Below are 14,618 nucleotides of genomic sequence, written 5' to 3'. Positions count from 1 at the left end.
CGTCGTCTGCCTCCCGTCGGCCGGCCCCGCCCACCCCCCCTCCTCTCTTTTTTTTTTTTTTGGGGGGGGGGGGGGGCGGCGCGCCCGCCCCCCCCCCCCCCCCGCCCGGTCGAGCATTCCGAAGGAGCTCCGAGAGCGGCGGGCCTTATTCCTCGATGCCCTTGGTGCCGCGCCGCTTGAGGTAGGCGTCCCAATAGAAATCATCGGCATTTTCCGCGGTGACGATGGAAAAGCCGTTGTCGACGAAGGGCACGCTCATGCCGTTGAAGCCCGACCGCCGGGCGTCGTTCATCGGATCGATCAGTTCAGGATGCTTGGCCAGCCACAGCAGCATGAATCCCATATAGCCCTGCATGCCCTGGTTCGGGTTGACTGAGCCAAAGATTTCGCCGGCCTTGATCATGTCGAGGATCTTGGCGTTGACGTCGGCCAGCATGACCCGGATCTTGCCGCCGCCTTCCTTGGCGGCCTGAGCTGCGCCGATTGCCGAGTTGGCTTCCGGCATGAACACCGCGCCCAGATCGGGATGCGCCTGAGCAAGGCTGAGCACGGCCTGGTAGGCCTTCGTCGCATCCTGGTTCGACGCAGCGCGGCCGACGAGCTTCATATCCGGCCATTTGGCTTCCATGCGGGCGATGAAGGCGGCAATGCGCTTGTCGTGATTGTCCTGTCCGGGGTTTTCGAGGACCGCGTATTCGCCCTTGCCGTCCATCGCCTTGGCGACTGCATCGGCGGCATAGGTGCCTTCGGCGACGTTGTCGGAGGTGATGTAGGATACGCGTTTGGAGTTGGGCGAGTCTGCGGCGAATGTGACCACTGCCGTTCCCTGCTCAATGGCCCGATTGATTGGCTCGATGAAGGGATCGGAGTTCATCGGATGGACCAGGATGCCAGCCGGCTTCTGAGCCAGCGCCTGGTCGAACGTCGCTATTTGCTTGTTCACGTCGTATTCGGGGGTCCCGGTATATTCGGTCTCGCAGCCGAACTGTTTTCCAGCCTGCTTGAACATCTCGTAGACCGGGAACCAATATTCGACGCCGGAAACCATGACGTTCATGACGTATTTTTCACCCGGTTCGCATTTGAACGGGTTAGCGGCCTGGGCAGCGGCGTGGCTTGCCCCCAACACTGTGGTGGCGGCTGCCGAAATGGCGAGCATGCTCAAAAATTTGCGCAAGAGTCCTCCCTCGGCCGAAGCCTGGTCAATGGGCGGTCGGACACTTGCGTGCCGCCGCTTGTGGTTGATGAGGCCGAACCTCCTCCCGAGGCCCAGCAGTTGATCATTCGCAGCAGTTGGCACGAGTGTCAATAAAATTCACATGTAGAAATATATTTCACAGCCTCATCAAAACCGGCAGCTTCGCGCCCATTGCCGATCTTCCCGCCGCTTCTCCAAAGCCGCCCTTCGCTGCGGCGCAAAGGATATGTGCGACCAGTTCCTTGCGGCAGTGCCTGCTCGAACGGGCGTAGAGCATCCATTGCCGGCATTGCCCAGATGACCGCCTTCGGAGGTTGATCCGCGCAGCTGACTAGGATAACATGACAATCGTAGTTTAGTTTAGCCGCGGCCGCAGCAAGGCTGGCCCTTCACGCGCGGCGCCATCAAAACCTTTGAAACTCAGCACAGAGCGCCTGCCCGGCGTCTGTGCGACATGGCGTCCGCAACGAATGATCGACAAGAATCAGATTGCAGCAGAACAGGCAATTTTTCGAGCCTTCGCAAACAGCTATTTGCGTGAGCTGAATTCCGGGATTCCGGTGTTCCACCGCATCGGAGAACGGAACTTCGATTGCGTGGAGATTTCCCTGCCGTCGCGGCATGCCGTGCTGCGCATCGAAATGAAATCCCGATCGCTTTGCGGAATGCACCTGTTTGGACAGATCTGGATTCGTCAGGATGCAGGTCCGAACTGGCACGAGATAGAACCGATCCTGGCCGTGCATCTGCTTGTGCTGGGAGCCAGAGAAGCCGGATCGGCCACGCACCGACAAGCCGATGTGGAGCTCCTCGAACGGGTTCTTCAGAGCTGTCAGGCGACGAAGCGTTACCTCGACGCCGCCGATCGGGCGCCGCCACCGATCGGCTTTATAGCCGCGGAACAATCCCTGTATTTTGGACATCCGCTGCATCCGACGCCCAAGAGCCTGCAGGGCATGTCGAACTGGCAGCAGGATGTCTATGCCCCCGAATTGCGCGGCGGTTTCCAGCTGGCCTATTTCGCCGCCGCTGCCGACCTCGCCCGCGAGGATTCCGCCGGCATCGCGGTGACCGCGATCGTCAGCTCACTGCTGGGGAATGACGCCGGCAAGGTCGCCGCAGGTAACGGCGAGATGCTCCTGCCCATGCATCCGCTTCAGGCGCAAGCGTTGATGCTCGACCCGGCGGTGCGCGCGCTCATGGATTCAGGGCAGATCCGCTATCTCGGCCCGGCAGGGCCGGTGTTCACGGCGACTTCTTCGGTGCGCACGGTTTACAGCGATGATGCCGCCTGGATGCCGAAATTCTCGCTGCCCGTCCGCATCACCAACTCCAAGCGCGTCAACAGGCGGCACGAATTGGAGGCAGGCGTTGCGGTGGCGCGCCTGTTCGAACGCGCCGGGATCGACATGTTCGAGCCGCGCCTCGGCTTTCTCCACGACAGCGCATACCTGACGCTGGATTTTTCCGGACAGGCCGAGAGCGGTTTCGAAGTCATCTTCCGCGAAAACCCGTTCCGGGGCCGCGCCGGCGACCCGGTGATCACCGTTTCGGCACTGACGGCCGAACCACGTCCCGGGCACAGCTCATTGTTCGAAACCGTCGTCCGGCGCGTCGCGCAGGATCATGATATCTCGGTGCGGCAGGCGTGCCGTCGCTGGTTCGAATGCTATCTCGACTGTGCGCTCGATCCGCTGGTCAAACTCTACGATCGGTTCGGCGTCGCGCTGGAAGCGCATCAGCAAAACAGCTTGCTTGACCTGTCGCAGCAGGGGCTGCCCAGCCGATACCTCTATCGCGACAGCCAGGGGTTCTACCTCTCGAACAGTTTCAGAGCCCGGTGGTATGGCCTGATGCCCGACATTGTCCAGATCCGCAGTCTTTTCTTCGACGACCGTGAGATTCGCGAGCGGCTCTCCTACTACCTCATCGTCAATCAGATCTTCTCGGTCGTCGCTCGCGCCGGGCATGACGGCCTGGCAAGCGAGGCCGAACTGCTCGCCATGCTGCGTGCGCGGCTCAAGAAGCTGGCGCAAGAGCTTACTGGCGCAGGCGGGGAATTCGCGACCAGCCTGCTGGACAAGCCGCACATCACCGCAAAGGCCAACCTGGCGATCCGGCTGCAGGATGTCGATGAGCTGGCCGAGGGCGGCAGCGCCGTCTACACGCATTTTCCCAATCCACTCAGCCGTGTCGGGCTATTTGTCGCCGCGGAGCAGGCACATGCCATTGCCTCTTGATCTCCACGGCATCCCCGAGCTGCGTGTGATGCGCCAGCTCGCGGAAGCCCTGGTCTATGAGGGCCTGGTCGATTGCGCGGTGTCGCGAGACGGCGGGAAAGCCCGCTTCGAATGGCGCTGCGGCGGCGCCTCGATACGCTGCGAGGGATCGATCGGCGCCTTCGGCCGGGTCAGGGTTGTCGCCGAGACGATCGAGCGGGGCTGCGCCGACCAATGGCGCCCGGCGACGCTCGGCGATCTGCTTGCGTGCATAGACACCTGCCCCGAACGGCGCGCGCAACTCACGTCCGAACTGGATCTGACGCTCGATTTCAGCGCCTGGAACCAGCTCAATCTCCGGCCCAGACCGCGCCGCGATCTGCCATTTGCGCAACTCGACAGCGCGATCGATGAGGGTCATCCCTATCATCCGTGTTTCAAGGCGCGCACCGGCTTCGACTACGCCGACCACGCGGCGTACGGCCCGGAAGCAGGCAACGCCTTCCAACTGGCCTGGCTGGCGGTCGCGCCCGAACGTCTGCACTCGGCGTTTCCCACGGACGAGCAGGCTTTCTGGATGCACGAACTCGGCACCGAAACCTACGCGCTGCTGGACGAGCGCCGTGCCCGGCTCGGCGACAATGCAAGGCGGTTCGGCCTGATGCCGCTGCATCCCTGGCAATGGAAAGCGTTACAGGGCTCGGAGCTGTGGCGCTGGCTGGCGGAGGGCTCCGCCGGTTTCCTCGGCCATGCCGGCGATCGCTATAGCGCCAGCCAATCCGTGCGGACGCTGTTCAATCGCGATCACCCGCGACGCGCCAATCTCAAACTGCCGATGAATCTCGTCAACTCGTCGGCCAGGCGCATCATCGAGCCGCATTCGGTGTGCAGCGCGCCGTCGATCAGCCGCTGGCTCAAGGACATTGTCGCCAGCGATACGCTGTTCGAGGCGCGCTATCCGCTCACGATCCTCGCCGAATATGCCGGCACGATCGCAGATCGGGAAGGACCGCTGGCAGGACAGATCGCCGCGATCTGGCGGGAGGACGTTACCAGCAGCCTTCAGCCCGGCGAAACCGCGGTGCCGCTCAACGCGCTGATGGCCTTGGAGAGTGACGGCCGGCCGTTCGTCGCGGACTGGATCGATGAGTACGGGCTGGACGCCTGGCTCGACAAGCTTGTGGCTACGGTGGTGATGCCGGTGTTTCACCTGCTCGTCGGCCATGGCATCGCGACGGAAGCGCATGGCCAGAACCTGATCCTGATCCATCGCGATGGCTGGCCAGTGAGGCTGGCGATGCGCGACTTCCACGACAGCGTCGAATATGCGCCGGGCTTCCTGCGCGATCCCTCCATTGTTCCCGACTTCCTCGCCTTGAACCCCGCCTATCGTGACGCCGCGCCCAACCAGTACTACTGGATGGAGAGCGCCGATTTGCTCGGCGAGCTCTGCCTGGACGCGCTGTTCGTCTACAACCTCGCCGAGATCTCGCATCTGCTGCGGCATTTTTACGGTCTCGACGAAGACAGCTTCTGGTCAGGCGTCGGCAGGCAGTTGCAGGACCATTGCCGGCAGTTCGGACTGACACACCGCCAGGCCGCGCTTGGCCTTTTCCAGCCACGCATCCGCACGGAATCGCTGCTGCGACGCAAGCTCGCGCCACCGGGCACCGAATGCGCTCACGAAATCCCAAACAGCCTTGCAGTCGCGTAAGGAGACAGAAAAATGATCACCATCAACGACACGGTCTTTGATCGAACCTATTTCCGCGACGCGGCGGATCGCATTGCGGCCGCGGTGCAACTCGACAAGCGCGCAGGCGACCGTTTTGCGGTCTGTTTCTCCGAGGCGCAGGATTGGCTGGCGTTCTTCTTTGCCGCGCGCGCGGCCGGCGCCAGCGTGCTGCCGCTGCATCCCTCGACGCCATATGCCGCGGCGCGCCGGCAGGCGGAGACGGCGAAGTGCAACTGGCTTTTCTACAACCGGCTGGATGGCGAGCCGATCTGCGAGGAGCGCGCCAGCGAAGCTGGACAGCTGCTGCAGATGAGTTCTGGCACGACCGGCGAGCCGAAATGCATCGCGCGCGCCTGGAGCGACATAGACGACGAGGTCGACAGCTACACCTCGGCGTTTGTCGAGCCACAGGACATGACCCCGTTGATCGCCGGCCCAACCACCCATTCATATGGCTTGATCTGCGGCGTAATGGTGGCGCTGAAGCGCGGCCAGTCGCCCGCAATACTGGACACCGGGAACCCCAAATTCCTGCTGCGCAAGCTGCGCGAAACGGAGCGCCCCTATCTGATCTCGTCGCCGGCCATCCTTCACACGCTCGCCAGGCTATTGCCGGCCGGCGAGCAGATCCACGCAACGATGACATCCGGCACCCTCTTGCCCGACCCCTGGTTCGGGCAGATCAGGGCCAAGTCCAGGCACATGTTCCAGCAGTACGGCTGCTCGGAAGCCGGCTGCATAGCGATCAACCCGGATGTGCAGGCGGCTAATGAAGTCGGCTATGTGCTGCCGCGCTTCGCGTTGCGAGACGCCGGCACTTCCAATGACCCGAAGGAAATTGCCGTCGAGCGCAAAGGCGTGGTCGTCGAGACGCGCGACCTCGGCTACCGCCGCGACGACGGCATGCTGGTCTTCCTGTCGCGTCTCGACGACCTGATCAACGTCTCGGGCCTCAACGTCTATCCGAAGGAAGTCGAGGACGTGGTCATGACATTCGGCGGCATTGGCGACGCCGTCGTGTTCCGCAAGCAGGATGCGTTCGCGGGCGAGCGCGTCGCGCTTCTGTTCAGCGCCGAACATGCGGTCGACCGGTCGCAGCTTCGGCAATGGTGCGCCGAGCGGCTTGCAGCACACCAGATGCCAACCGAGATCGTCCACGTGGAGCGGATCCCGCGCCAGGCGAACGGCAAGATCAGCCGGCGCGACGTGGCTGTGCGCTACGGCACGGGCGAATTCGCGCCGGTACGGACGGAGGCAGCCTGATGACCTACGATCAAATACTCGACGCGATCGGAACGATCCTGCGCGACAAGCTCGACAACCAGCACATGGATAGTTTCGCGCCGCAAGCCAGGCTGAACGAGGATCTGTATCTCGATTCCGTGCTCATTCTCGAGATCATGCTGGCGCTTGAACTCGACCACGGTGTCGCGCTTCCCGAGGAGGTGATCAGCCGTCAGGATATGGACACGGTGGACGATCTGGCGCGGCTGTTCGTCAACGTCTCGGAACCGAATGGAACACTTGTTAGGCCGGCAAAGGAACTTGTTCTCGCTCGCGCCGAAAGAGAGGCGGTTGAGCGGATCGGCGTGCATGGCGAGGACTTCGTCGACATCAAGGTGCATTGCTTCGTCAGCAATGTCTGCCACGCGGTGAAGCAAAGGCAGCTTGATCATCGACCTTTCTTCTTCGGCGTCTGGGATGCTGGTTTCGCCGTCGATAAAAGCTGGCGGCTGGCGTATCACGCGCCTGAAATCAACCACGACTTCTTCCGCGATTGGTTCGAGCGCCTGTACGGCGCCAAGGTCCGCCAATGGTATCGGCCGGACGCAGCCAAGGTAGAGAACCTGGCGACGATGCTGGAGCTTCTGGATCGCAAGAAGCAGAGCGAGTACCTGATGGTCATGCTCGATCTCTTCCACCTGCCGGAGCGCGAGAATAAGTTCAACCAGAACCCGTTCCCGCACTATCTGATGTTGGAACACACCGAGGATCCGGCGGTGTGGATGGTCCTAGACCCCGATTTCCGCTGGGAAGGCGGGATCGAGAAGCAGAAAGTCATCAATGCGATCATGCAGCCGACGGTTGCCGGCGGCTTCATCTTCGACGCTGCCGACATCAGGAAACCGTCCGCCGTCGATCTGCGCGACTATTTCCTTGCCTGTTTCCATGAAGACGACAATCTGCTGACGCGCGCCACGCGCGAAGTCGTTCGGGCGCACTTGGAAGGCCGCGACGGCCTGAAACTGGCCGAGTTGTCGATGGCGCTGCGCGAGCTGCCGGTCATATCGATCCGCAAATACGCGCTGGAGCATGGCTTCGCCTTTTTCTGGCGATCGCTGCAGCTTTCCAACGCCGGGTTCGACACGATCTGCGACGACATCGAATCTCTGATCCAGGAATTCAAAGCGCTTCACTACGCCATCATGAAAATCAGCCAGACAGGCGACGAAGCCCTGGCGTCGCGGGTGTTCGAAAAACTCGACATGCTCGACGCGATGGAGCGCTCGCTGAAGCGCCGCCTTGCCCAAATCTATCGGGCGTGGTGCGACACGCGCGGCCTCCTGCACGCGCCGCGCCACGATGTCGAAGACGCCGTCGCATGAGGCTGTCGCTCTGCACGATCACCTTCCGCCATCACCTGCTGTCGCTGGAGGACATCGCGCGATGGGCGGCGGCGAACGATTTCCAAGGCATCGAGCTCTGGGGCGCACACGCGCGCAACATGCAGCATATAACCGAGCGCAACGCTGACTGGATGGCGGCGTTCGGCCTTTCGGTGCCGATGCTCAGCGACTATCTGCCTCTCGATGAGGATCTGGCGTCGCTGCGTCACGCCACGTCGAACCTCTGCCGCCTGGCCGGCCGCTGGGGCGCCCGCAAGGTGCGCACGTTCGCCGGCAAGTCGGCAAGCCGGGACACCTCGCCCGAAGCGCGCTGGCGACTGTCGGCGCGGCTCAAGGACGCCTGCATGATGGCGCAGGACCAGGGCTGCCAGCTACTGGTGGAGACACATCCGGGAACCCTTGCCGATACGCTGTCGTCGACGCAGCGCCTGCTCGAGGAGGTCGACCATCCGGCGCTGGGCATCAATTTCGACACCTTGCACGTCTGGGAAGGCGGCGCCGATCCGGTCGCCGCGCATCGCGCCCTGTTGCCGCATATCCGGCACTATCATCTGAAAAATGTCCGCTCGCGTGCCGACCTCGCCGTCTTCGAGCCGGCAAACGTCTATGCCGCGGCCGGAAAGCGGACGGGCATGACCGCGCTTTTCGACGGCGCGGTCGACTATCTGCAATTCCTCGACGAATTGTTCGAGCGCGAGGAGGTGGATGCCTCGCTGGAATGGTTCGGCGGCGACTGCTTCAACATACTCGCCAACGACGCCCGCAACATGCGCCTGCTACGGGCGGACCGCGAAGCACCGGTTCGCGCCGGCGTCGCTTGAGCATCGACAGCGCCGCGCGTCCTTATGGATGCCGAAAGGGCGCTGTAGCACTTTGGCGCACGATCCGTTCCGAAGGCGCCAACGCAGACATCGTTTTTGCAGCCGGCTGGGCGATTGCCGAGGCCGGCGTTTTGCCAGGGATCAGAAGCGCGCGGTGGCGCTCAGCCGGAACGAGCGGCCGGGATCAAAGTGCGGCGCCACCCCGTCGAAATCCTGCCCGTAGGCCGCGCGGTCGGTATAGGCCTCGTCAAAAATGTTGAGCGCGTCGGCGCGCAGCGTGAAGTTCGGCTTCGAAGGCGGTGTCCACTCGACATAGGCGTTCACCACCTCATAGCCGGGCAGTTCCTTCTTCTCGCTTGTCGGGTCGGTTGGATGCCGTGCCAGCGTCCTGTCGGTCTTCAAGGCGATTTCGATGTCGCCACCGACTTTGACGCCCCAATCGTCGAATGTGTAGCCGGCGCCGATCATCACGATCTGGCCGAGAGGCGTCGTCAAATAGCGGCCGATCTCCGTATCAGCCGGCTCGCCGGCGACGTCGGCGTTGATGTCGGCGTATTTCAGGCTGACAAAGCCGGCGTCCCAATCATAGCGGCCGCCGATTTCCCAGCCCTTGGAAACGAGATCGAGCGTTCGAATCGATGTCACCTCCGGGACCGGCGCGCCACGTCCGAACACCGGCAGGCGCGCGTCGTTGATGTCGGTGCGAAACACGTTCGCCTCGAAGGTGAAGCCGTTGTAGCGCGCCTCCAGGCCGGCCGTATAGTTGTTAGACGTCACCGGCTCCGGGCCGTCGCCATAGGTCCAGGCCGGGTTCTGCAGGTAGTTTTCTGCCAGCGGTACACCGCCCCAGACATGCGAGGTCCCCGCCTTTACCGTCAGGAACTCCGGCACAAGGTCATACTCGCCCGAAATGTTGCCGCTCAGACCCGCATTGTTCCAATCCGAATCGTCGACGCCGGTGAACCATTGGTGATCGGCGCGCCCGCCGAACGAAATCCTGGCCTGGTCTAAGGGCTCCAGGCGCGCCTGTGCATAGGCGCCGATATTGGTGGCGCGCTCGTCCGTGAAGAACGGCTCGGTCGAGTTGAGATAATCCAGGGCCGCCCTGTCGTTGTAGAAGTCGAAACCGGCAGTGACGCTGCCGATGTCGAGCGCGAAGCGGTTCTCCACTTTGCCGTTGAAGCTGCTGGTCGCGCCGTCGGTCGGCGACACGATATTGGGGTCGGAGCGGGCCGTTTCCAGCGTCCCAATTTGGGTGCGGCTGTAAGCGAGTACGATCTTGGGGTCCCACCAGCCTTCCGGCGACGTGTCCGTATAGGTAAAAACCGTGTTCTGGCGGCGCAGATCGTAGTTCCGGACTTCAGGCTCCGCGCCGCGGTTGATATAGACATTGGCGCGATAGGGGCGCAGTTCGTCGTCGCGGACCTGCTCGTGGCTGAGCTCGAAACGATGGCCCTCGACGCTCTCGTAGGCGATCTTGGCCAACCCGCTGATCAGATCGGTGCCGGTCCCCGGCATCTCCTGGCCGTTGCCGGCGGTGAAGTTGCCGCCACGGCCGTAATTGATGTAGCCGAGATACTCGAACCCGTCCTGCCGGCCGAAGCCGCTCACGCCGGTGGTGAACGTCTCGCTGTTGGTGTCCCATATGCCGGTGACGAAACCGCCAAAATTGCGGCCGGGTTCGAGCAGGTCGACGGCGTCCTTGGTTTCGAAACCAAGCGAGCCCGCGAGTGCGCCCGGACCGGCGTCGGCCGGCGCGACGCCTGCCTGCACCGACGCGGCCTTTAGAAGTGCCGGGTCGAGCAGATAGGTGCCGTTGTGGTGGAACACCTTGTTGTTCTGTCGTGACCCGTCGACAGTCACGGCCAGATTGTTCTCATCGACGCCGTTGACGTAGATCTTCTGCGTGCTGGGGATCGCGCCGCCGACGGCGATCTGCGGCTCGCCGGAGAACACCTCCCTCAAATCCTGCGGTTTCTTGCGATCGATCTCCTGCTGGTCGATGGTGATCAGGTTGGCGCCGGCCGTCGCGTTGGCGCCCGCCCCCACATCCACGACGAGAATGGTGTCAAGTTGCGTGCCCCCAGCGGGAGCTTGGCTGTCTTCATTTTCTTCGGTGGTGCTCGTTCCGGCTTCCGCCTCCGGGGCGGGGGCAGACTGCGCCATCGCTTCGGGACACAAGAAAATGGACATCGCGGTGCTGACGGTCAGCGCTCGCAACAGATCTGATGACATCGGCTAAATCCCCTCGAATACGATAGCCCGGGCTGGCGCGAACCGCGCCTGTTGGGACTGCCTTAACCCATCGGTTGCGCTGCGGCAAATAAACTTGATAATGAAAATCCAGTTATGCAAGCCGTTGTAACTGCTGCGCTCTTCGAGCGCTGCAGCCGCGGAGCTTACTCAGGCGTGGTGCAGGACGTTCGGCCGACCGGCGATGTTTTCGACCCGCATCGAGAAGCCAAAAATGCTCTCCAGTATATCCGGCCGGATGATGTCGCCGGTTTCGCCCGATGCGATAACGGCGCCGTCCTTCATCGCGACGATGCGGTCGGCGTACGAGGCTGCATGATTAATGTCGTGAAGCACGATGAGCACCGTCTTGCCGTGCTCGTCGGCGATTCGTCTCAGCGTCCGCATCAGGTTTCTTGCATGAAACATGTCGAGGTTGTTCAGCGGCTCATCGAGAAGGATATAATCCGTCCCCTGGCAGAAGGTCATGGCGACGAGGGCGCGCTGCCGTTGCCCGCCTGACAAGGTGTCGATAAAGCGCAGCGCCAGGTCGCTGAGATCGAACTGTTCGAGCGACGCCGCGATGATTTCGCGGTCTTTCGCGGTCAGCCGCCCGCGGTTGTGCGGGAAACGACCGAACCCCACCAGTTCGGCGACACGCAGGCGGCTTGCGACGCCGGGATCCTGTCGCAGGATGGCCATGATCCTGGCCAACTGCCGGCTCGGCGTCGTATCGACCGGCAGCCCGTCGACGGTGATGCGGCCGCTTTGCAGGGGCCGCAGGCGGGCGATCAACGACAACAGGCTGGACTTGCCAGCGCCATTCGGTCCGACAAGCGCCGTGACGCCGCCCTTCGGCACGGTCAGGCTGACATTATCCAGAATGCGGCTGCCGCCAAGAGCCAGGGAGACGCCTGCAATCTCGATCATTGCCGGCCCCCGGCAAACAGAATGGCGAGGAACACGATGCCGCCGACAAACTCCACGACGATGCCGAGGCTGCCTTCCCCGCCCAGAGCATGCTGGAGGATTGTCTGGCCGCCGACGAGCACGATTATCGCCGTGAGCGCGGCTGCCGGCAGAAGGATGGCGTGCCGGTCGGTGCCGACGATGCGCTCAGCGAGCGAAACCACCAGCAGCCCCAGAAACGCCATCGGTCCAACCAGCGCCGTCGACGCCGACACGAGCGCGGCGACAACAACCAGCAGCCCGGCAGCCGTGACGCGCCACGCCACGCCGAGCCCAATGGCTGTGTCGGTGCCCAGCGCGAGCACATCGAGAACATGTCGCGCCCGCCAGGCGATGGCGACACCCGCCACGGTGATCAGGCCGGCCACCAGCAGGAGATCGGGTTCCACCGCATTGAAGCTGGCGAAGACCGTACCCTGCAGTACGGCGAAATCGTTCGGATCCAGCAGCCGCGCCAGCAACGTCGTCAGCGATCGGAACAGCACGCCCAGCACGACGCCAGTCAGCAGCATCAGCGTCAGGTCGAACCGCCGGCGAAGCATCGGCAGGAACAGCGCCAGCGCGAGGCTGGTCATTGCCGTGAAATTGCCGAAGAAGTGCAGGCTGGGATCGATGCCGGCAAAGCCGAAACCGCTCAGCGCAAAAACCAGCGCCGTCTGGCAGAAGACGTAAAGCGCATCCAGGCCCATGATCGACGGCGTGATGATGCGGTTGGCGCAAACGGTCTGGAACACGACCGTCGAAACCGCCACCGCCACGCCGACCAGAACCATCGCAGCCAGCCGCGCTGCGCGCAGTTCGACCACGAAGGCGAGATCGCCGCGCAGGCCGATCGTCATGAAGGCCACGCCGACCAGCACTGCGACCGCCGCCATCATCGCGAGGCGGCCCTCGTGCCGCACCAGGCCGCGTTGCATCAAAACTTCAGTCATTGCTGTTTCGGCCAAGCAGCAGGACTAGGAACAGCACGGCCCCGACGACGCCGAGGATCGTGCCGACCGGAACCTCGTAAGGGAAACGGATGAGCCTGCCCATGATATCGCAGGCAAGCACCAGCGCCGCGCCACCGCCGGCGACCCATGGCAAGGTGTGGCGCAGGTTTTCGCCGGCGAAGCGCGATACGATGTTGGGCGCGACAAGGCCGACGAACGGGATCGTACCGACGACGACCACGGTCAGCGCGGTGATGGCCGAGACGATGACCAGGCCGAGCCGAAGCATAGCGGCATAATTCAGGCCGAGCCCTATGCTGACGTCCCTGCCCAGCGAAAGCATCGTCAGGCGGTCGGCCGTCCACCAGGCCAATACGACCAGTGCGCCCGCAACCCACAACAGTTCATAGCGCCCGCGCAGGATGCCGGAAAACTCGCCCGTCATCCACACTTCGAGATACTGCAGAAGGTCCAGGTGCCAAGCGGCAAAGATCGCGGCGGCGCCAATGACGCCGCCATAGACCAATCCGAACAGCGGAACGAGAAAAGGTTGTGTCGGCGGCAACCTATGCGCGAGCATGAGGAAAACGGATGTCCCGGCGAGAGCGGTCACCGCCGCGCCGGCTGCCTTCCATCCAAGCGATGCATCGGGCCAAACCAGCGTCACCACCAGTATGCCGAGTGCCGCCGATTGCGCGGTTCCAGCCGTCGAAGGCTCGACGAAACGGTTGCGGGCAAGCGTCTGCATCACAAGCCCTGCGATGGCCAGGGCGCTGCCGGCCAGAAGTGCCGCCAACGTCCTCGGCAAGCGGCTGATCATGATCAGCCGCAAGGCTTCCGGATCGGAGGCCAGACTGCCTATGGCAAGCTCTCCGACGCCGACGAACAGACTGGCCACAAACAGCGCCAGCAGGGTTGCGGCGCCGATTGCCTGACAGGCGAAGCCTTGAGAGCCAAGCGATCCGGCGGTCATTGGGTCCGCGAGAAAGCGTCTCGAATGGTCTCAAGCACGCGCTTCGTCGACTGGACGCCGCCTGCAGCGATGTAGAAATCGGCTGCCGGCATGTAGACCACCTGCCCTTTCTTCCAGGCTGTGGTTTCGGCCACCAGTTCATTGTCCAGCGTCGCCCTGGCGTTCTGCTCCCCCGAGCCGATCGCCGCGGCGCGATCGAGCACGATGAGCCAGTCCGGATTGGCGTCGCGGAGGAACTCGAAGGAGATCGCTTCGCCGTGGGTGGCGGCCTCGACATCCTCGACCGCCGGCGTGAGTTGGAGCGCCGAATGCAGCCAACCGAAGCGGGACTCCTTGCCGTAGGCGGTCACCTTCGGGCCGCTGGTCATCAGGATCAGCGCCGTGCCCTTGCCCTTGACGGCGGCACGCGTCGACGAAAGCGCGTCATCGAGTTCCGAAGCAAGCGCCGCCGCCTCGGCCGGCTTGCCGACGAGAGCGCCGTAGGCCATCAGGCGCTGCTTCGCCTGCGCGAACAGATCATCGCCATTCATCGTCATATCGATGCTCTGCGCAATCCGGCTGGTCGCCGCCAGTTGCGGCGAGGAGCGCCCGCCGACAATGATGAGGTCCGGCGCCAGCGCGCTCAGCGCCTCCAGATCGGGCTCGAAGAGGGTGCCGACGATTTCCGCGCCGTCCTTCAACCCGGCGAGTTCGGGCACATAGAGCTTATCGGGCAAGCCGGCGATCTTCACGCCCAGGCTGTTCAACGTATCGACTGCCGCAATGTCGAACACCGCGAGCGTTTGCGGGGTCTTTCCGACCGTTACCGGGCCGTTCGCGGTCTCGATCTCGGTTGCGAACGCCTGAACGAGGAAAAGCGCCAATGCCGGCAAGGCCAGGACCGACTTCAGCCATCTCATGAGCATACTCCGT

General features: G+C 63.2%; 12 protein-coding genes. 5 read left to right on the top strand and 7 right to left on the bottom strand.

The genetic code is table 11. The features are described 5' to 3' along the window. Window positions 1–145: 145 nt before the first annotated feature. Both AC0L3D_RS32035 and AC0L3D_RS32030 read right to left on the bottom strand, forming a co-directional pair. Window positions 146–1,177 (bottom strand): substrate-binding domain-containing protein, encoded by a 1,032-nt coding sequence (locus tag AC0L3D_RS32035; RefSeq protein WP_027156384.1) that lies wholly within the window; start codon window positions 1,175–1,177, stop codon window positions 146–148. Between the two features lie 425 nt (window positions 1,178–1,602). Further along, window positions 1,603–2,130: a hypothetical protein gene (locus AC0L3D_RS32030; protein ID WP_473647044.1), complete on the bottom strand. Its 528-nt coding sequence runs from the start codon at window positions 2,128–2,130 to the stop codon at window positions 1,603–1,605. Between AC0L3D_RS32030 and AC0L3D_RS32025 the strand changes: the two genes are divergently transcribed. From AC0L3D_RS32025 to AC0L3D_RS32005, 5 genes are read left to right on the top strand one after another with little or no spacing between them, the layout of a single operon-like run. Then, window positions 2,080–3,438 (top strand): IucA/IucC family protein, encoded by a 1,359-nt coding sequence (locus AC0L3D_RS32025; RefSeq protein WP_473647042.1) that lies wholly within the window; start codon window positions 2,080–2,082, stop codon window positions 3,436–3,438. The two genes, AC0L3D_RS32030 and AC0L3D_RS32025, sit on opposite strands and share 51 nt — an antisense overlap. Then, entirely contained in the window at window positions 3,422–5,131 is a 1,710-nt protein-coding gene (locus AC0L3D_RS32020; RefSeq protein WP_473626531.1) for an IucA/IucC family protein, read from the top strand. Before AC0L3D_RS32025 ends, AC0L3D_RS32020 begins: the two co-directional genes overlap by 17 nt. A 12-nt stretch (window positions 5,132–5,143) precedes the next feature. Continuing rightward, window positions 5,144–6,415 (top strand): AMP-binding protein, encoded by a 1,272-nt coding sequence (locus AC0L3D_RS32015; RefSeq protein ID WP_473626530.1) that lies wholly within the window; start codon window positions 5,144–5,146, stop codon window positions 6,413–6,415. Further along, a complete protein-coding gene (locus AC0L3D_RS32010) occupies window positions 6,415–7,758 on the top strand; it encodes a DUF6005 family protein (protein ID WP_473626528.1) in 1,344 nt (447 codons plus the stop codon). The genes AC0L3D_RS32015 and AC0L3D_RS32010 overlap by 1 nt, the downstream gene beginning before the upstream one ends. Continuing rightward, window positions 7,755–8,600, top strand: coding sequence for a sugar phosphate isomerase/epimerase family protein (locus tag AC0L3D_RS32005; protein ID WP_287172681.1), 846 nt, complete (start codon window positions 7,755–7,757; stop codon window positions 8,598–8,600). The genes AC0L3D_RS32010 and AC0L3D_RS32005 overlap by 4 nt, the downstream gene beginning before the upstream one ends. Before the next feature lie 141 nt (window positions 8,601–8,741). Here AC0L3D_RS32005 and AC0L3D_RS32000 read toward each other — a convergent pair whose 3' ends face one another. The 5 genes from AC0L3D_RS32000 to AC0L3D_RS31980 all read right to left on the bottom strand — a co-directional run bounded on the left by AC0L3D_RS32000 (window position 8,742) and on the right by AC0L3D_RS31980 (window position 14,605). After that, window positions 8,742–10,835: a TonB-dependent receptor domain-containing protein gene (locus tag AC0L3D_RS32000; RefSeq protein ID WP_473647041.1), complete on the bottom strand. Its 2,094-nt coding sequence runs from the start codon at window positions 10,833–10,835 to the stop codon at window positions 8,742–8,744. Window positions 10,836–11,003: 168 nt separating this feature from the next. Further along, on the bottom strand, window positions 11,004–11,762 hold the full coding sequence (locus AC0L3D_RS31995; RefSeq protein WP_473647039.1) for an iron ABC transporter ATP-binding protein: 759 nt from the start codon (window positions 11,760–11,762) through the stop codon (window positions 11,004–11,006). Then, window positions 11,759–12,733: an iron chelate uptake ABC transporter family permease subunit gene (locus tag AC0L3D_RS31990; RefSeq protein ID WP_473626524.1), complete on the bottom strand. Its 975-nt coding sequence runs from the start codon at window positions 12,731–12,733 to the stop codon at window positions 11,759–11,761. The genes AC0L3D_RS31995 and AC0L3D_RS31990 overlap by 4 nt, the downstream gene beginning before the upstream one ends. Continuing rightward, the gene (locus AC0L3D_RS31985) at window positions 12,726–13,706 is read right to left on the bottom strand and encodes an ABC transporter permease (protein ID WP_473647037.1); all 981 of its coding nucleotides are present in this window, start codon (window positions 13,704–13,706) and stop codon (window positions 12,726–12,728) included. Before AC0L3D_RS31985 ends, AC0L3D_RS31990 begins: the two co-directional genes overlap by 8 nt. Next, window positions 13,703–14,605, bottom strand: a complete 903-nt coding sequence (locus AC0L3D_RS31980; protein ID WP_473647035.1) for a siderophore ABC transporter substrate-binding protein — start codon at window positions 14,603–14,605, stop codon at window positions 13,703–13,705. Before AC0L3D_RS31980 ends, AC0L3D_RS31985 begins: the two co-directional genes overlap by 4 nt. Window positions 14,606–14,618: the final 13 nt, after the last annotated feature.

It is taken from the genome of Mesorhizobium sp. WSM4837, from assembly GCF_055811435.1.
The sequence above is the reverse complement of the archived record's forward strand: the minus strand, read 5'-3'. Positions and strand labels throughout refer to the sequence as shown.